This is a genomic window from Thalassospira sp. CH_XMU1420-2 (genome assembly GCF_037029325.1).
Taxonomy (GTDB): domain Bacteria; phylum Pseudomonadota; class Alphaproteobacteria; order Rhodospirillales; family Thalassospiraceae; genus Thalassospira; species Thalassospira povalilytica.
The window spans coordinates 255,426-273,897 of the sequence record NZ_JAYMEG010000002.1 but is presented as its reverse complement, the minus strand read 5'-3'; the positions used below and the strand labels follow the sequence as shown (position 1 = coordinate 273,897).

Annotated in this window: 15 protein-coding genes; 4 read left to right on the top strand and 11 right to left on the bottom strand. The window is 55.9% G+C overall.

Translation table 11 applies throughout. From position 1 onward, the window contains the following. Nucleotides 1-2: 2 nt before the first annotated feature. From WA429_RS05940 to WA429_RS05905, 8 genes are all read right to left on the bottom strand, one after another. On the bottom strand, nt 3-983 hold the full coding sequence (locus tag WA429_RS05940) for an EamA family transporter (protein WP_287465661.1): 981 nt from the start codon (nt 981-983) through the stop codon (nt 3-5). Between the two features lie 219 nt (nt 984-1,202). Then, nucleotides 1,203-2,051, bottom strand: coding sequence for a carbohydrate ABC transporter permease (locus WA429_RS05935; RefSeq protein WP_287465662.1), 849 nt, complete (start codon nt 2,049-2,051; stop codon nt 1,203-1,205). Next, the gene (locus WA429_RS05930; protein WP_443082675.1) at nt 2,048-2,932 is read right to left on the bottom strand and encodes a carbohydrate ABC transporter permease; all 885 of its coding nucleotides are present in this window, start codon (nt 2,930-2,932) and stop codon (nt 2,048-2,050) included. The genes WA429_RS05935 and WA429_RS05930 overlap by 4 nt, the downstream gene beginning before the upstream one ends. Before the next feature lie 101 nt (nt 2,933-3,033). Beyond that, nucleotides 3,034-4,299: an ABC transporter substrate-binding protein gene (locus tag WA429_RS05925; protein ID WP_287465664.1), complete on the bottom strand. Its 1,266-nt coding sequence runs from the start codon at nt 4,297-4,299 to the stop codon at nt 3,034-3,036. A gap of 16 nt (nt 4,300-4,315) precedes the next feature. Further along, on the bottom strand, nt 4,316-5,437 hold the full coding sequence (locus WA429_RS05920) for an ABC transporter ATP-binding protein (RefSeq protein WP_287465665.1): 1,122 nt from the start codon (nt 5,435-5,437) through the stop codon (nt 4,316-4,318). Next, nucleotides 5,434-6,219, bottom strand: coding sequence for a DeoR/GlpR family DNA-binding transcription regulator (locus WA429_RS05915; RefSeq protein ID WP_287465666.1), 786 nt, complete (start codon nt 6,217-6,219; stop codon nt 5,434-5,436). The genes WA429_RS05920 and WA429_RS05915 overlap by 4 nt, the downstream gene beginning before the upstream one ends. A 260-nt stretch (nt 6,220-6,479) precedes the next feature. After that, nucleotides 6,480-7,550, bottom strand: a complete 1,071-nt coding sequence (locus tag WA429_RS05910; RefSeq protein WP_068517524.1) for a cytochrome-c peroxidase — start codon at nt 7,548-7,550, stop codon at nt 6,480-6,482. Nucleotides 7,551-7,746: 196 nt separating this feature from the next. Further along, nucleotides 7,747-8,331 carry a TIGR00730 family Rossman fold protein gene (locus tag WA429_RS05905; RefSeq protein ID WP_068517525.1) on the bottom strand — a complete coding sequence of 195 codons (585 nt, stop codon included), beginning with the start codon at nt 8,329-8,331 and terminating at the stop codon, nt 7,747-7,749. Nucleotides 8,332-8,728: 397 nt separating this feature from the next. Here WA429_RS05905 and WA429_RS05900 point away from each other — a divergent pair, with 397 nt between their 5' ends. From WA429_RS05900 to pssA, 4 genes are all read left to right on the top strand, one after another. Then, a complete protein-coding gene (locus tag WA429_RS05900; protein ID WP_287465668.1) occupies nt 8,729-9,706 on the top strand; it encodes a hypothetical protein in 978 nt (325 codons plus the stop codon). A 295-nt stretch (nt 9,707-10,001) separates the two neighbouring features. Beyond that, nucleotides 10,002-11,120 carry an Ig-like domain-containing protein gene (locus tag WA429_RS05895; RefSeq protein WP_206927958.1) on the top strand — a complete coding sequence of 373 codons (1,119 nt, stop codon included), beginning with the start codon at nt 10,002-10,004 and terminating at the stop codon, nt 11,118-11,120. 177 nt (nt 11,121-11,297) lie between these two features. Next, nucleotides 11,298-11,996 carry a phosphatidylserine decarboxylase gene (locus WA429_RS05890; RefSeq protein ID WP_068517643.1) on the top strand — a complete coding sequence of 233 codons (699 nt, stop codon included), beginning with the start codon at nt 11,298-11,300 and terminating at the stop codon, nt 11,994-11,996. After that, nucleotides 11,996-12,856: a CDP-diacylglycerol--serine O-phosphatidyltransferase gene (gene pssA / locus WA429_RS05885; RefSeq protein WP_068517528.1), complete on the top strand. Its 861-nt coding sequence runs from the start codon at nt 11,996-11,998 to the stop codon at nt 12,854-12,856. The genes WA429_RS05890 and pssA overlap by 1 nt, the downstream gene beginning before the upstream one ends. A 114-nt stretch (nt 12,857-12,970) precedes the next feature. On the opposite strand, the gene WA429_RS05880 is transcribed toward pssA, so the two are convergent. From WA429_RS05880 to WA429_RS05870, 3 genes are all read right to left on the bottom strand, one after another. Further along, the gene (locus WA429_RS05880; RefSeq protein ID WP_287465670.1) at nt 12,971-13,900 is read right to left on the bottom strand and encodes a hypothetical protein; all 930 of its coding nucleotides are present in this window, start codon (nt 13,898-13,900) and stop codon (nt 12,971-12,973) included. A gap of 89 nt (nt 13,901-13,989) precedes the next feature. Continuing rightward, entirely contained in the window at nt 13,990-14,916 is a 927-nt protein-coding gene (locus tag WA429_RS05875; protein WP_287465672.1) for a TIGR02285 family protein, read from the bottom strand. A 340-nt stretch (nt 14,917-15,256) separates the two neighbouring features. Further along, complete coding sequence (locus WA429_RS05870; protein WP_101247511.1) at nt 15,257-18,460, bottom strand: efflux RND transporter permease subunit; 3,204 nt, start codon at nt 18,458-18,460, stop codon at nt 15,257-15,259. Between the last annotated feature and the right edge of the window lie 12 nt (nt 18,461-18,472).

The following is an 18,472-nucleotide window of genomic DNA, read 5'->3' as shown; positions in this document are numbered from 1 at the left end:
GGTTAGCCTGCATTTTCCGGTGTTGCAGCCGCCGCCGCGATCCGGTCCTGTGCCCTGCGTTTGGCCGCATGACGATGTTTCGATACTGTTATCTGAATAATCCCGATCATCACCAGAAGGGAAGAGATCCAGAACACACTGTCATGGGTCGGCATCGGGGTGAGCGCGAACTGTGCCGCGACCATTTCAAGACCAAGCAGCACAAAGGGCAGAACGCTGGTCGACAGGATGTATTTTTCAATGCCGGCGGTTTTGATTGATCGCAGCGACAGCACCATCGCCGGTCCGCGAAACAGGATCCCGATCAGAAGTCCGGCAATCAGCGTTTCGGTGCCAAACAATCCGCTGGTCGAAATATAGGGTATCGGCACCGGACTGATCGCGGCGATCAGGGGCGGCACAATCAGAAAGATCGATGCGGTAATCAGCAACAGCACCCCGGTAAAGCGCAGATGCGCCCAGGTATCCTTGATCTGGTTGTCGGGATGAAGTTCGGCCAGAACCGATGATGAAATCGCCGTGACCTCGGATGCCAGCATCAGCAATACCGCAGGATTGCCAAATCCGCCCGGCAGATGCCAGGCCAGCCAAAGCGCCCCGCAAATCAGGGTCGCATGACCAAACCATTCATATCGCCCGGGCGCCCGGCCCAGAACAAAGGTCGCGGCAAGGGCGGCCAACGGCATGCCGGTCTGGGACAAAATGCCGCTTTCCGGTGCGCTGATATATAAAAGCGACGCCGTCCAGGTAACCCCGGTCATGACACGCAAAAATCCATATGCCCAATTGATCGGCAGGGTGAATTGCCGCCACGGGATGCTGCGCCCCGGTGCCAGAAGCACAAGCGCGATCCCGCCAAAGACCAGCTGCCAGCAGGTCATGGCATAGGGATCAATATCAAAACTGGTAAGCGCAATGCGGTTGCATACCAGAAGCATGGCCCAGATGAATGTGGTGCCAAACAGCAGGAACAGGACAGGCATATGAAGAATTCTTAAAAATTATGATGGCGAGGGTCATGATGCATGAATTGCATGTTTTTGACGACGAAAATTTAATCCGACCAGAAGCCTGAGCAGAAGTCCGGCCAGAATCCTGTGGCGCAAAACGATGCCGCGATCAAAGCAAACCCCGCCGCGGCTTGGGGACGCGACGGGGTGTTGTGTCCTGATTGTTTGACGGGGACGGGGGAACTGGCCCCCTTACCGGATGCCCGCGCGCAGGAAGGCCTGGATAAACTGGCGCTGGAAAATCAGGAATGCGATCAAAAGCGGCGCGATGGTCATGATGGTCGCCGCACTGATCACCGAAATATCAACCCCGGTTTCCGGCGCGCCAAACAGCGACAGGCCGACGGTCAAGGGCCGGGTGTCGGGTGAATTGGTGACAATCAATGGCCACAGGAAATTGTTCCAGTGTGTGGCGATCGAGACCAGCGCATAGGCCAGATAGACCGGCTTGGCCGCCGGGACATAGACCTTCCACAAAACGCCCATCCAGCTGCAACCTTCGATCCGGGCGGCTTCTTCAAGTTCGACCGGGACCGATTTGAAGGCCTGTCGCAACAGGAAAATGCCAAAGGCACTGGCCATATAGGGCAACCCGATGCCAAGGGCGGTGTCAAACAGGCCAAGCTTGGAAACAATGGCATAGTTTTCGACAATCAGGACTTCGGGCAGGATGAAAAGTTGCAGTAATACGAGGATAAAGATCGTATCGCGGCCCTTGAATTCAAAGCGCGCAAAGGCAAACCCCGCCAGCGTGCAAAGAACCAGCTGCCCGGCAAGGATCAGGGTAACCAGAATGACCGTATTGGTGAAATAGCCAATCCACGGCACCGCATTCCAGACATAGGTAAAGTTCTCGAATGTCAGCGGATTGGAAAAATCCAGACCAAGTGCGGTGCCCGATGGCTGCAAGGCCGCCCATGTCGCAAACAGAAGCGGCGAAATCCAGACAATCGCCAGAACCCAGGCGCCAAGGGCATCGAGAACCTTGTCAAAATCGGGCAGGGCGCGTTTGGCAGGATGCGAAGTAAATGCAGTATTCATCGGTAATGGGTCCGTTTTTCAACCAGTCGGAACTGCGCGACGGCAACAAGGCCAAGTGCCAGAAGAACAAGGATGGTCATGGCAGCCGCATGCGGGCTGTCGAAATAGGCAAACGCCATTTCCCAGATCCAGTACAGGATCAGTTTGGACGCATTGTTCGGGCCGCCCTTGGTCAGGATGAACAGATGGTCGATCAGTTTGACCGAATTGATCATCGCATTGACGAACACAAAGATCGTGGTCGGCATCAAAAGCGGTAAAAGCACACGGCGTGTATAGGTCCAGCGACCAGCCCCTTCGATCCGGGCGGCTTCACGCAAATCAGGCGGAATGGTCTGAAGGGCTGCCAGGTAAAAGATCATGAAAAACCCGGCCTCTTTCCAGATCGTCACCACAATCACCGCGGCAAGGGCGGTATCGGGCTGCCCCAGCCAGTTGGTCGGCGATGCCCCGAAAAATCCGGTGATCTGATCAATAACCCCAAGATCGGGCGTATAGAAAAACAGCCACAAATTGGCCGCCGCAATCATCGGCAGGATGGTCGGGGTGAAATAGGCACTGCGCACGAATGATCGGGCGGGAATACGGGCATTGGCCCACAGCGCCATGATCAGCGCAAAGATGATCGAGACCGGAATGGTCACCCCGGCATAGATCAGATTGTTCCACACCACGGTCGCAAATGTCGGATCGGCAAACAGGTCTTGATAGTTTTCAAACCCGGCAAAAGCCGACGGGCGGCGCGTCGTGCCCCGGGTAAACAGGCTGTGCCAGAATGTTGCAATGGCCGGGTAAAAGGCAAACAGGCTCATCAATGCCAGGGCCGGTGCCGCAAGCATCCAGCCATAAAGCGCAAGCCTTTGTTTTTGAAGTCTTGCCATGTCATTCATGGTCGGCACGTCCGTCAAAATGGATTAAGCAAAATCACAAAACAAAAGTGCCGAAGCAGGCATTGGGGGCCCGCTTCGGCGTGCAGATCGGGTTAGTGGAACGCCCGAAGAAGACGGTTTGCTTCGGCCTGTGCACCTTCAAGGGCTTCTTTCGGTGATTTCTCGCCGGTCAAAGCCGCCTGAATGGCGTTGTTCAGACCTTCGCGGACGCGCGCCGTGTCATAGGTCGAGAATTCCGGGATCGCGACTTCAAGCTGATCACGGGCAACAACGGCCTGCGGGAATTCAGCCGCATAGGATTTCAGGGCATCGGTTTCATAGGCGTCCGGCGTGACACCGACATAGCCCGTGGCAATCGACCATTCCGCCGCACGTTCCGGTGCAGTCATGTATTTGATCAGCGCAAGGGATGCTTCTTTCTGTGCATCGGTCGAGTTTTTGAACAGATAGAAGTTACCGCCACCGGTCGGAGAACCGGGCTGTTTGTGTTTCGGAAGCATCGCAACGCCGAAATCAAATTTGGCTTCGCGTTTGACAGCCGACAGGTTGCCGGTCGAATGCCACATCATTGCGGTCTGGCCCTGAACAAAGGCCTGACGCAGCGTACCCCATTCAATCGTGCCTTCGGGCATGATCTTTTCTTTGGTGGCAAGGTCGCGCCAGAATTCAAGCGCCTCGATCACGGCCGGATCATCGAAATAGGTTTCCGTACCATCCTTGCTCATCAGTTCCTTGCCATTCTGGATGGCAAAGCACTGGAACATCCAGTACGGATAACCGGTCGACGGCACCATAAGACCCCATTTGCCGTCGTTTGAAAGGGCCTTGCCAGCCGAGACCAGTTCTTCCCAGGTGGCCGGTGCGTGTTCCGGATCAAGACCGGCTTCGCGGAACATGTCCTTGTTATAGTACATGACAATGGTTGAACGCTGGAACGGGATGCCCCAGGTTTTGCCATCGACTTCACCATTGGCCATCAGGGCCGGATAGAACGAGTTGAGCCATTCCTTGTCTTCGGCGGTTTTGACAACATCATCAAACGGTACAATCAGGTCCTGTTCGATCAGGTCATAAACATCGATCGAGAACATGACCGAAAGCTGTGCCGGATCGCCGCTTTTAAGGGCGGAAACCGCACGCAGACGGGTATCGTCATAGTTGCCGGCATAGATGGCATTGACTTTGACATCCGGGTTTTCGGATTCAAAACCTTCGATCATGCCGTCAATAACGTCGGTCAGCGGGCCGCCAACCGCGATCGGGTAATACATGGTCAGTTCGGTTGCGGCAAAGGCCGGTGATACCGCCGTTGCCATCAGTCCGGCCGCAAAGGCGGCACTGGTTACGATGTTCCGCATGGATTTGTTTTCCCTGTTACAAACTCGGAATTGCAGTGTCAGTGTCGAAGGAGGTATTTGGTTCGCGCGCTGCTTCGCGGGTCGCCGTCGGTGCAAGACGTTGACCGTCTTCGCCAAACCAGTGGGCCGCAGCGCCAGCCCAACTGAGCGAAACCTGTGTGCCCGGTGCGATATGGACCTGACCGGGCAGGCGGGCGGTGGCCCCGGATGTTCCGGGGATCGCGACATAGACAAATGTCTCTGCGCCCAGAAATTCACTGCCGGTCACCGTGGCGGAAATGCCCCACGCCTTCGTGCTGGTGTCTGTGCTCAGAACCAGGTCTTCGGGGCGGATGCCAAATGTCAGGCGCCCGGCATCGGTTTTTGGCGGAATAACCGCATCGGGAAGTGCAGAGGCCGGAAGCAACGCCATGGGCGGGCTTCCGACAAAACCGGCGGCAAAGGCCGTGGCCGGTTGCAGATAAAGATCGGCCGGATTGCCCGCCTGTTCGATACGGCCATCCTTCATCAGGATGACGATATCGGCCATGCTCATGGCTTCGGTCTGGTCATGGGTGACATAGACAACCGTAATGCCAAGGCGCTGTTGCAGATCGCGGATATCCTTGCGCACCGAATGGCGCAATTTGGCATCAAGGTTTGATAACGGTTCATCCATCAGACACAGCGGATGCCCGGCAACAATGGCGCGTGCAAGGGCAACGCGCTGGCGCTGGCCGCCGGAAAGTTCGGCCGGTTTGCGGTCTTCATATCCTTCAAGCCCGGTGACATTAAGCGCCTCGGTCAGGCGGGACTTGATTTCGTCCTTGCCGGTTTTGCGCACCTTAAGGCCAAAGATGATGTTTTCGGCAACGCTCAGATGCGGGAACAGCGCATAGGATTGAAACACCATCGACAGGCCGCGTTTTGACGGCGGAACGTTTGTGACATCCCTGCCATCAATGGCGATTGTGCCATGATCGGCGGTTTCAAGACCGGCAATCAGACGAAGTGTCGTTGATTTGCCGCAGCCCGACGGCCCCAGCAACACGACAAAACTGCCGCGCGGAATGTCGATGGACAGATCATGGACCCCGTTGCCGCCGTTAAAAACACGCGAGACGGACCTGATCTGGATGAAAGGCGTTTGGGCAGTCATTTTGAAGTTTCGCTTTTTGCAATTTGCAGACGGGCGTGGACGTCCTGACGGTTGAACAGCGGGTCGAACACCCCGCCGGGGATGCCATCGACAACAATCACGTCCGGGTCGGTGATGTGTCCGCCCTTGGCCGGGGCCGGGCGGCCGAATTTCGATTGATCGGCAACAAGGATGGAATTGCGGCAATTGCCGGCAATGGCCTGACGCAACGACACTTCGCGATGGTCAAAGTCGGTCAGTGTGCCATCGGGTTCGATGCCGCCAACCCCGAACAGGCCGTAATCGACCTTGTAATTGTTGAACATCGTTTCGGCATCCGGGCTGATGACGTCACGATCAGGCAGGCGCAGCGTCCCGCCGGGAATGACAATCCGGTTGCCGGTATTGTTGCCAAGGGCCATGGCCGCATTGAGATTGTTGGTAATCACCGTCAGATGACGATGTTCAACAAGGTTCAGTGCGACGAGTTCCAGCGTGCTGCCAATCCCGATCAGGATCGATGCCCCGTCCGGGATCATATTGGCGACATGAAGCGATATGGCGTGCTTGGCGGCGATATTGGTGACCTGGCGACTGTCATAAGACAGGTTCATGCCCGGTTCCCCGGCATATTCAACACCGCCATGGCGGCGGCGCACCAGATTGGCATCGCTTAGCATATTGACGTCGCGGCGGACCGTTTGCGGCGTCACGTCAAAATGGGCCGCCAGCTTGTCGATCGAGGCAAAGCTGTCACGGCGCAGAATGTCGATGATGTCGCGTTGTCGTGCAGAAATATTCATTTGATCGTTCAATTTGTTGCTTTGAACATGAAAACGATCATACGCGGCTTCGTTGTCACTAAGATTTCAGAAGCATGACATTCATATGAATGTTGCCAGAATCCGTTGAATTGGCGGAATTATGCGGATTTTTGATGCCTGTTGTGCAAATGCGCCCGCCGATTGTGCGGGTGAACATAAAAAAAGGCCGCCTTGCTGCGGGCGGCCTTGAGGTTGCCGGATCGGATGACAACCGATCCGGGCTCTGGGGGACGTGATGATCAGTTCGCGATCATCGCTGCGGGTTTCGGGGTTGTCGGGCTGCTGACCGGCAAAACCGGATATTCAACGCTTGGCGTTTCCCCGGTCAGGGTATGCAGGAAGGCGGTGATGGCCTGGACTTCGGCATCATTCAGTTCCGTGCCCAACTGGGACGAACTCATGATTGCGACCGCCTGTTCAAGGTTCCAGACCTTGCCGGAATGGAAATAGGGGGCGGTCAGGGCAATGTTGCGCAATGGCCCGGCACGGAAAACATAGTCATCGGTCGCCGTCTGGGTAACTGCAAACCGTCCCTTGTCATCGGGCGGCAGGATTTCGGCCCCGGGCTGTTCGACAACGCCGAACGGATAATAACCGGTGCCGCCGACATTCACCCCGTTGTGACAGGATGCGCAGCCGGTATCGATGAACAGTTCAAGCCCGGCCAGCTCGGTTTCGGTCATTATGGTGTCATTGCCTTCGAGGAACTGGTCAAACCGTGATGCCGGGGTGATCAAGGTTGCCTCGAATGCTTCGATCGCCATTGCCATATTGTCAAAGGTGACCGGGTCGTTCTGCCCGGGGAAGGCGGCATTGAACTGTGCGACATATTCGGGCATCGAATTCAGAACCGTCACAACCCGTTCGGGGGTGCTGGCCATTTCGACCCCGGCCTGAACCGGGCCCTTGGCCTGTGCTTTGAGGTCTTCGGCACGACCATCCCAGAACTGGGCTTCGTTAAAGACGGCGTTGTAAACGGTCGGGGCGTTGCGCGGGCCTTTCTGCCAGCCATGCCCGATCGATGTTTCAAGATTGTCATCGCCGCCCATGCCAAGATTGTGACAGGTATTACACGAAATGATCGCGCTGGCTGACAAGCGCGGATCAAAAAACAGCTTCTTGCCCAGATCGACTTTTTCGCGGGTCACGGCATTTCCGGCGATGGCGGGAACCATCGATGGAATGACTTCGAAATAGTCTTTGGCACTTTCGCGGAGCTGGGCGGGATCAACGGCAAATGCGGCATTGCTGATGCCAACCAGTGTGCCGCCAGATATCAGGATCGTCGCGAGAAATTGATGCGGTCTCATGTTCTCTCTCCCAATTGGTGGAGAAAGTACAAGATCAAATTCTACGCCGGCGTGTGGTGATTTACATCAAGATTCAGAAAATTATTTAATATCAACAAGTTAGTTGAAATTTGACTAAATCGAAATTTTACGGCTTGTTCTTGTAATATTGCGGATATTGCCAATGGACCGCAAACGGCCCATTGGCATGACCGGATCAGAAAAGCTTTTCGCGCGGGTCGAATTTCGGTGCCGGTTCGGCCGAAAGCTGTTCAAAGATTTCATCAAGCGTGTTGGCGACGGTATAGAGATTCTTGTGGCTTTCGCGGGCAAAGCCTTCATCAATGATGCCGTCAATCATGTCAAAGCACTTGTCCCAATAGCCAAGCGCATTCAGGAACACCATCGGTTTGTCATGAATGCCAAGCTGACGCAGGGTCATGGCTTCGAATGCTTCATCAAGGCTGCCAAGACCGCCGGCCAGCGTCACGAAGGCATCGGAACGACGGAACATTTCAACTTTGCGCTGATGCATGGATTTGCAGACAATCAGTTCCGAAAGCCCGGTATGACCGACTTCGATATCATGCAGATGTTCGGGGATGATCCCGATCACTTCGCCGCCATTTTTCATGACGCCATCGGCAACAGCCCCCATAAGGCCGATACGGCCCCCGCCATAAACCAGCGCGATGCCCCGTTCAGCCATCATTTTGCCAAAGGTGATGGCATTTTCCATATGCTGGGGATTTTTCCCGTTCGAAGCGCCGCAGAATACACAGATTGATTTTACTTTAGTCATGGCGACCTGCCTTTTGTTTCTTGTTTCGCAGGTAGCGGGGCGATTTTGGTGCTGTCGCCCCGTACGGAATTTGAACATAGCCGATCAAATCGCCAAGAGGTCAGGAATTTCCGCATGACAGCAATTTAAATTTCAATGACGCTATTGCGCCGTATTTCCGTTGCTTTTGTTTGTCACAACGGCCCGGCCATCCGGCAATCTGGTGAAACGATCCGGCGATCGGGCCAACTGTTCGACATAACGGGCTGATCGCGCGCGCTGCTTGCGCTGTGCGGAATTCGCACGAGAGTTAACAAGTTATGAACCTGATTGTGGGATGGGTAATGCTGTGCACATCATCGTGCCCGGCAAAAGCAACAGATAACCAACCAACGAAAAGAAGGCAGGATCGCCCACCGTGTTTGTCGACAATCCCTTATTACTTGCCATTCTGGTATCGGGCATTATTGCCGCGGTTCTGATGCTTGCGCTGTGGCTTGGCCTTGAACGGGCGGTGGCGCGCCGTCTTGTTCTGGGCGCGATTATTCCGGCAGTCGCGGTTGCCGTGCCAGCCGCAATCGGTCTGCCCGATACTGCGCGCGGGGGTGTCGGGGCGGCGTTGCTGATGCTGGTTCTGGGCGGTGTCTGTGGCGCGATCCTTGATTTTTCGCGATTGTCCGAACGGGTATGTCTGGTGGTTTCGGCGGTATTGCTGCTGTTGGGGGCATGGCTTGTGCTTGCGGCCCCGATCAGCGGGCTTTCCTATCATCCGGGCGGGATCAAGATCCTGGCATGGTTGGCCTTTCTGATTATTGGCGGCTGTTTCCTGTGGGTGACACGCCCGGACTTTGATCAGGATGACGACCCTTCCGACAAACCGGCAAGGGGCAAAAAATCCAAGACGGCCAAAACCCGAAATACCAAATCATCCACCCAGGATGCCGGTGCGGGACCCGCGGGCGATGCCAAGCCTGGCCCGGTTGCCATGCTCATGACGCTGGCATTGGGGCAGGGGATCATTGCCCATCAATTCGGCCTTGGCCAGCATGTGGTGTTTCAGGCCGCCCTGTGGATCGCACTGGTGGTTGCACTGGTGTCGGAAAAGGCCGCCCCGCAATATCGTGCGACGGTGTGGCTGGGCGTTGTCGGGGCCCTGATGGCCAGTGCGGCGGCGATGATGATCCTGATGCCGGCATCATGCTTTGCCTTTGCGGTGTTGTTGCTGGTGGTGTCGGCCGGGCGCGGTGCGGCCCGGATTGGCGCATTGGTGCCCGATGCCAATCCGGCACAGGCCGTGGTGGTGCGCAGCGTGATCCGGTTCGGGGTGCTGGTTCTGCCCCTGATCATGACGGCACTGGTTGCCTATGTCGCAGCCCAGATGGCCAGCAGCCTGTAATCCGGATCCGGGCGGTGGCGCGTGACCGGCGATTGATGATTGCTGTGGCGATTTGACTGATTAAGCATTCTGTTATTTAAGCAAACAGACTGATTCTATTCATCTTTACCTAACGGTTGCGCGATATCGTTTGTTCGTTACGTTATGGAAACTGTGATCTGAAAGTAGTACAAGTTTCTAATTAACGCGTCCAAAGGGGTTGTTTGAGGGGAATATGGCAAGCAATTCCAACGATTTGGCCGCGACCATGGGGGTAAAACCCTGATAACATAAACATCGTTCAAGGATATTTCCGGTGAAACGACCCTATATCCTCGTCATTGTCGGCGTTGTACTGATCATTGCGGCGATTGCGCTGAATTACATGTTGACCCAAAGTGCAGATGAAGACACTGCGCCGGTCACACAGGCGCCCGCGGTTACGACCACAGATACCTCTGAGGTCAAGGCTCCGGAACCGGCAGCATCGCCGGAATCTTCGGCACCGGAAATCACCAATCCAAGTTTTGATGTTGTGCGCATCGGTCCGGACGGCAATGCCGTGATCGCCGGTCGTGCCGCCCCCAACAGCAAGGTCCGCATCCGCGAAGGCGAAGAAGTCATCGGCGAAGCAACAGCTGACGAGCGTGGCGAATGGGTCGTGCTGCCGGGCAAGCCGCTGGCAAGTGGCGACCGCGAACTTTCCCTTGAATCCGAAGATGCTAGCGGCACGGTTGCCAAGGCCGACGACAAGGTCGTGGTGCTGATCCCCGATGCCAAACCCGATGCTGCAACGGCGGACGGCGGATCGGAAGGTAACGCTGAAACGGCGGAAACCAAGGAAGAAAGCGCACCGATCATCGCCCTTAAGGTTCCATCCGAAGGCGACGGTGCCGCAACCGTACTTCAGGGTCCGGCCAAGCTTGAAGAACCGGTCGATGCCAAAAGCGAAGATGTCGGCACTGACGAACCGGGCATGCCGCGCCTGTCGATCGATGTTGTCGATTATGACGAACAAGGCCGTGTTGCCATGTCGGGCAAGGCTGACATGAACCACAGCGTTCAGGTCTATCTTGATAACCAGCATGTCGGGACCGCCCCCGCCGATGAAAACGGCAACTGGGCGCTGACCATTGGCGAGCCGATCGAACCGGGCAATTACACCATGCGTGCCGATCAGCTTGATGATACCGGCAAGGTGACAGCGCGTGTTGAAATTCCGTTTGAACGTGCCCGCCCTGATGAAATTCTTGAGCCGGGGTCACGCTATGTCGTTCAGCCGGGCAACAGCCTGTGGCGCATTGCACGGCGCACCTATGGTGACGGTTTGAAATACTGGGTGATCTATCACCAGAACCGCAAGCAGATCCGCGATCCTGACCTGATCTATCCGGGCCAGATTTTCGCCCTGCCCAACGAAGAAAAAGCTCAGTAAGCATCGCTTTTCTTTTCGAGGCGCAAAACACATGATAAGTGTGTTTTGCGCCTTTCGATTTTTTGGCGAACAGTTTTGTCGGGTTGCGTTGCCCTTTGTCATCACTAGATGCTAAGAACGCGCCCGCATGATACCGATGGTATCGATTTGATATGCCCGATCCATGGCAACCAGGGAATTAAGACTTTGAAATCCGTTCTTGTACCGATCAATCCTGAAGGCTGGAAATTCGTTGCGATTTTCGCGGCAATTACTGTGGGCTTGTTCCTGATTGCGGAACCATTGGGCTGGATCGGCGTGATCCTGACGCTGTGGTGTGCCTATTTCTTCCGTGATCCGGACCGCATCACCCCGACCGATGAAAATCTGGTGATTTCGCCGGCCGACGGGCGTGTCTGCATGATTTCGCAGGCGCCGTTGCCCAAGGAACTGGAACTTGACGACAAGACCCCGCGCACCCGCGTTTCGATCTTCATGAACGTTTTCAATGTCCATGTGAACCGTTGCCCGGTGAATGGCGAAGTCGTTGGCGAGGCCTATGTTCCGGGCAAATTCGTCAATGCCGAACTCGACAAGGCATCGGAAAACAACGAACGCCAGATCCTGCTTGTCCGTGACAAGGAAGGCCGCGAATTCGGTGTTGTCCAGATCGCCGGTCTGGTCGCGCGTCGTATTCTGTGTGATGTCGGTACCGGATCGCAGCTTAAGGCTGGTGAGCGTTTCGGCCTGATCCGTTTCGGGTCGCGCGTTGATGTCTATCTGCCCGAAGGTGTGTCGCCGAACGTGATTGTCGGTCAGACCACGATTGCCGGTGAAACTGTTCTTGCCGATGTTTCGGTCAAGGGCAAGGAAGCCGCCGTCGGGGAGATCCGCTAATGGCTGGCGGCATCGAACCGACCCGTCGTCCGCGTCGTTTCAAGGCGATGTCGCTTACGCGGCTGGTGCCCAATGTGGCGACGATCATGGGTATGTGTGCCGGTTTGACCTCGATCCGCTTTGCGATGCAGGATCGGTGGGAAGCCGCGGTTGCCGCCATTCTGATTGCCGGGATCATTGACGGCCTTGATGGCCGTCTGGCCCGGATGCTTAACGCGTCAAGCCGCTTTGGCGGCGAACTCGACAGTCTGTCGGATTTTGTCTGCTTTGGCGTCGCACCGGCGATGATGCTTTATTTCTGGTCGCTCCATGAATTCGGTGGCATCGGCTGGGCTTTGTCGCTGCTGTTTGCGGTTTGCATGATGCTGCGTCTGGCACGGTTTAACACCCAGATGCTGGGTGAACCGGAACTGCCGACATGGGCTTATCGCTTCTTTACCGGGGTTCCGGCCCCGGCGGCAGCCGCCCTTGCCATGTGGCCGATTGTCCTGACCTTCCAGTTTGGCGAAGGCATCTTTGACAGCCCCTATATCGTTGCACCTTATGGTGTTCTGATTGCCGGTCTGATGGTATCGCGCCTGCCGACCTTCAGCTTCAAGAAGGTCAAGGTCCCGCGCGCATGGGTGTTGCCATTGATGCTGGCCTTCGGGGCGTCGGTGGCGTTTCTGGTGTCCTCGCCGTGGCTGACGCTTTCGGCGATTGCCGCGATCTATTTCATCACCTTCCCGCTATCCTATCGTTCCTATCGTCGCATGGGTGTCGAACATCAGCAGGAACAGGATACCCCGGACGAAGAAGATGACGATGGCGAACCCGATGACGACCCCGATGAGGGACTTAATCGCGTCCATCAGAACTGATCCGAATTGATCCGCAAAAAGCCGACAGTTTTGTCGGCTTTTTTCGTTTGTGACGGCTGTGGAAACTGTGTGGTAAGGCGGAATACGTATCGGGACGCAAAGGCGTCATCCGCCTTACTGATCAATCACCTGTGAGAGGCTTGAACCGGGTGCACGCTGATAGTTGCGCAGTTTCTGCTGATAGCGGATCTGGTCCTGTTCGGACAGGGACGAGGCATAAAACCGGGTCCAGGGCATGTCGGGATTGTCTTTGACCAGGGTATTGATCGCGGCAACGATTGCATCGCCGACCACGGTTTTGCTGCATGCAATCGATGCCGGTATCAGATGGTCATTGCCCGCGATATGCCGGCTTGAAAAGATTTCACCGGGCAGTTTGGTGCGGCGGTAATATTCTGCTTCGGCGGGCAGATACAGCGTCCAGTCCAGCCGGCCAAGCGCAATAAGCTGCAAGAAATTGGCGTCATTGCCAATAAAGCTTAGGCCCGGATTGTTGATGTTTCGCCGCAGGATTGCGTCAATCGTTGCCCCGTAGGAACGCTGCGAGCGCAAGGCACCATTAAGCTTGCCAAACGTGATCATGCGTTCAAGATCGATTTCCCCATCCGGACTGAGAAACGGCTTGATCTGTTCTTCGCGGTGCGGGTTTGTGATCAGACTGACGGGAAGGTGTGGGAGCACCGCTTCGCTGAAATGCAGGAACTTTTTGCGTTCTTCGGTCGGGTTCATGCCGATATTGCAATAGGTGCCCGGCCCGGTAATGGTTTTGACCAGCCGGGGCAGGGGAATGATTTCCTTTTGATGCTGATAGTCGGGAAGGCGGGCGGCAAACCAGTCCAGAATGTCCACCCCGTAACCGACAATCGCCCCGTCCTTTTCAAGCATCGCGGGCGGCAGGGGTGTCAGCGCCCAGGTGACGGGTTGTTTGGTCTGGGCATGGGCGGGCATCCCCGCCCCGACCAAGGTCAGGCAGATTGCCAAAAACAGCACAGCAAAACTGGATCGCGCAACCCGGCGCACATGACGGTTCCCGATGGGGCGCATTATCATTTCTCCCCGTTCAAGCAGGAAATTCAACTGCTTACTTATAAGGGAATTCGGGGCGCTAAATGCAAATATTTATTGGTAAAATTCTATTTTTCCGGCCGGTGATGATATTGCAGCCGGGCTTCGAACTGGTTGGGATTGATGAACTGGTCGCGTGCGGCCTTGAACCAGTCGCGGTCCTGCGGGCTTAGCCATTCGGCATAGAAATCGGTCCAGGGCATGGACGGGTGGTCATCGACAATCCTGTTGATTTCGGCAATGGCTTTGCGTCCGGCCGGGGTGTTGGCACAGCCGATGGTCGCTTCGAGCAAGGTGGTGCTGCCGGCAATCGGAAGTGCCTTGATTTTTAGGTCCGGGGTCTGGTCGCGGCGGTAAAATTCGGCCTCGGACGGGAAATACAGCGTCCAGTCAATGCGATGAAGTTCAAGCATGCGCAGGAATTTGGTGTCATCGGCGACCTGCATGACATGGACATCATTGCGATGGGCCATCAATTGTTTGTCGACCTGCGTGCCATAGGCCCGGCCGATGCGGATAGCCGTCGTAAGATGCTGATCCGATACAAGACGCGACAGTTCGACATGGCCGGCATCATCAAGATAGGGCGCGAACAGGTCCTGGTCTTCGACCCGGATGACAACCGAAATCGGCAGATGCAAAAGGATCGTCTTGGCAAAGGTAATATATTCGCGGCGTTCCGGGGTGGGGATCAGGGTCGCCGAACAGCGCAATTCGCCATCGCCGCTTTTCATTTCGGCCAACAACCGGGCAAGTGGTACTTGCAGGATTTCGTGGTGATAGTGCGGAAGACGCTGGGCAAACCAGTTCTGGGTATCGGCGGCGTATCCGGTCAGTTCGTCCTGATCTGTGATAAAGGCCGGGGCAAAGGGCGGCACAGCCCATGTGAATGTCGGACTGTTTTGCGCCCGAACATCACCGGATGCCAGCAATATGCACAGCCATGCCCCAGCCAGCAGGCACAAGCTGGTCGGGCCGAGTTTACCCCTCGCCATTGCAATCCCCTGTTCCCGATTACGAATTCTTTTTTGTATTTTGTTTAACGATACACGCAACTTCCTTAGCAAAGTGTGTATTAGCTTTGCCCGGCATTGCATTGCAACAACGGCCTGTCTACGCCTTTTGTCGAAGGCAGAACGCTGATTGCGCATGTGAATTCGTTTATACGTATATTTCGATATATTGTCTTGAAGGTAAATGGTTAGGGTCCGTGTTTTCTTGGCCGGAAAATAATTCACCAAAATAAATCACCAAAATAAATCACCGGCCCCCGGGGAAGGGGGCCGGTGTAACCGCGCGGCGGGGTCGGGGGAAAAAGTCGCGCGGCTATGCGGATCAGGCCGTCGGGCCGGACTGATTTTTGGGACCACGACCAAGCCAGGTCGCACTGACCGATTTCACCCACGGGCCAAGATGGCGGAACTTGCCGCCAAGCTTGTGACGCATCATCAATGCGCAGGGCGTAAAGATCAGGGTCAGGGCCGTGGCAAAGGCCAGACCGAAAGCGATCGAGGTCGAAAGCTGTACCCACCACTGGGTCGACGGTGCGCCGATTGAAACATCCCGGGCGGCAAAGTCGATATTGATCTGAAGCACCATCGGCACCAGACCAAGAATGGTGGTCACCGTGGTCAGCATCACCGGGCGCAAACGCTGTGCACCGGTTTGCAGGATGGCGGCCTCGATGCTTCCGGCGGTGTGTTTAAGCCGGTCAAAGGTATCGATCAGAACGATATTATTGTTCACAACAATCCCGGCCAGTGCGACGACGCCAATCCCGTTCATCACGATCGAGAAGGCCTGCCCGGTGATCATAAGCCCCAGGAACACACCCGCCGTCGACATGATGATTGCGATCATGATCAGAAGCGAGCTCGAGATGCTGTTGAACTGCGTTACCAGAATGATGAACATGATGAACAGCGCGACCGTAAAGGCATTCATCAGGAAGTCCGCAGACTTTTTCTGTTCTTCGTCCTGTCCCTTGAATTCGACCGAAATCCGCGGATCGATATCAAGCGTCTTCATCCATTCCTTGACCTCGCCCAGTTTGGTATCAACCAGCACCCCGTCCTGAACATCGGCCTTGACGGTCAATGCACGGCGGCTGTCCACACGGGTCAGGGTCCCGGTTTTGGGTTTGGGAGTACGTGTGATGAAGTTCGACAGCGGCACCAAACCCTTGTCGGTCACGATCTGAAGGTTTTCAAGTTCATCAAGCGATCGGTACTGTGCGGGATAGCGCCCGACAATATCGATTTCCTCGGTTGAATCATCCGGACGATAGGTCGAGAAATTGATGCCGTTGGTCACCAGTTTGACGACATTGCCGATCTGGTTGATATCGGCCCCGAATTTAAGCGCCTGGGCACGGTCAACCGTATATTCCCAGTCAATGCCCGGGGGCGATTTGCCGTCTTCGAAGTTATACATGCCGCCCATTTCCTGCAAACCGTTGACCAGCATGGTCGCGGTTTCATCCAGAAGTTCGGGATAGAAGGAACGCAGCTGTATCTGGATGTCCTTGCCCTGGGGCGGACCTGCTTCCTGGGCGCGGACTTCGACATGGATCCCGGCAAGATCGGCCGTTTCGGCCAGAATGCGTTTTTCGATCTCGGTTGCCTTGGGGCGGTTCTGCCAGTCGGCATATTCAAGCTGCACGACACCGATCACATCTTCGGACGCCTCATTGCCTCCGGCATTCTTGCCCGACCGGGCATAGACCGTATCAAACCAGTGTTCGCCTTCGTGACGGGCATCAAGGTCAAGAATGCGGTCCTCGACTTCCTTGAGCAACGCATCCTGTTCATAATAGGACAGGTTGCCGCGCGCACGGACCTGGACAACGGCGACTTCCGGTTCAACCGCCGGGAAGAATTCAACACCCTTGCCCAGCACGCCAAACGCACCCCAGACCACAATCAGAATGACAAAGGCCGCAGGCACCACCAGCCAATAGAAGCGAAGTGACGTCCTGAGCATCCGGACATAAAGCCCGGTGCCGCCCTTGACCTTGTGAATATCATCGGCATGGTCAGCGGCAATGGCTTCAAGGCTTTCATTGCTTTCACTGCCCGGTTTGCCAAACCATGCCCCGACCGTCGGGACAAAGATCAGCGCCATGACAAGCGATGCCGACAGGGTAAACAGAACCGTAATCGGCAGGAATTTCATGAATTCGCCGACGATATCGGGCCAGAATGCCAGCGGCAGGAAGGCCGCAAGCGTGGTGGCGGTCGATGCAATGATCGGCAATGCCATGCGTTTTGCCGCAAGCGGATAGGCTTCCTTGCGATGCAGGCCGTCGATCATTTTGCGATCGGCATATTCGGTGACAACAATGGCGCCATCCACCAGCATCCCGACCGCAAGGATCAGACTGAACAGAACGACGATATTGACCGTCATGCCTAGCGCCCAAAGGATCAGGATCGCTGTCAGGAACGACCCCGGAATGGCCAGCCCGACCAGAAGTCCCGACCGCCAGCCCAGCGACCAGATCACCACCACCATCACCAGCAGGATCGCCAGGATCACACTGTTCTGAAGATCGGTCAGCATGGTGCGGATGTCAGATGACTTGTCCTGTGAATAGCTGACCGTCAGGTTGGGCGGAAAGGCTTGCTGTGCCTCGGCCGTGGTGGCCTTGATCGCATCGATGACCTCGATGATGTTTTCACCGACACGTTTGGAAACCTCGATCGCGATTGCCGGTTCGCCATTCAGACGGGCAAAGCTTTCGGCATCCTTGAAGGTTCGGCGCACATCGCCGATATCGCGGAACCGGATGACGGAATCCCCGTCAACAATCAGCGGCATGTCAAGAATGTCGGACACGCTTTCAAACAGGCCGGGCACCTTGATGTTGAACCGTCCGGTGCCGGTATCGACCGCCCCGGCGGCGACAAGCGCGTTGGAATTGCGCACCAGCGATACGATATCGATGCCGTTCAGGCGATAGGCCTCGACCTTCATCGGGTCGATGACAAATTCGACCAGTTCTTCGCGGTCCCCGGCAAGATTGGCTTCGAGAACCGCCGGGATGCCTTCGATTGAATCCTTAAGGTCACGGGCCATGCGCAGAAGCGCACGTTCGGGCACATCCCCCGAAAGGGTCACGACCAGAACCGGGAACAGCGACAGGTTTACTTCGTGAACTTCGGGATCGTCGGTATCTTCGGGCAGTTCGGATTTGGCGATATCGACCCGTTCACGGACATCTGCCAATGCCTCGTCGATTTCAACATCGGAATAGAATTCAAGCGTCACCGATGCCCCGTCCTGATAGGACTGGGAACTCATTTCCTTGACACCTTCGATCGAACGCAATTCCTGCTCCATCGGGCGCAGCAACAGCCGTTCGGCATCTTCGGGCGAAACACCGTCATGATGCATGGTGACATAAAGAACCGGGATCTGGACGTCCGGATCGGCTTCTTTCGGGATGGTGTTATAGCCAACCCAGCCCGCCGCCAGCAGCAGGATCAGAACAAGGATGACGGTTCGCGACCTGTTTAACGCGTGATCAATCAGGGACATTTTCTATCTCCT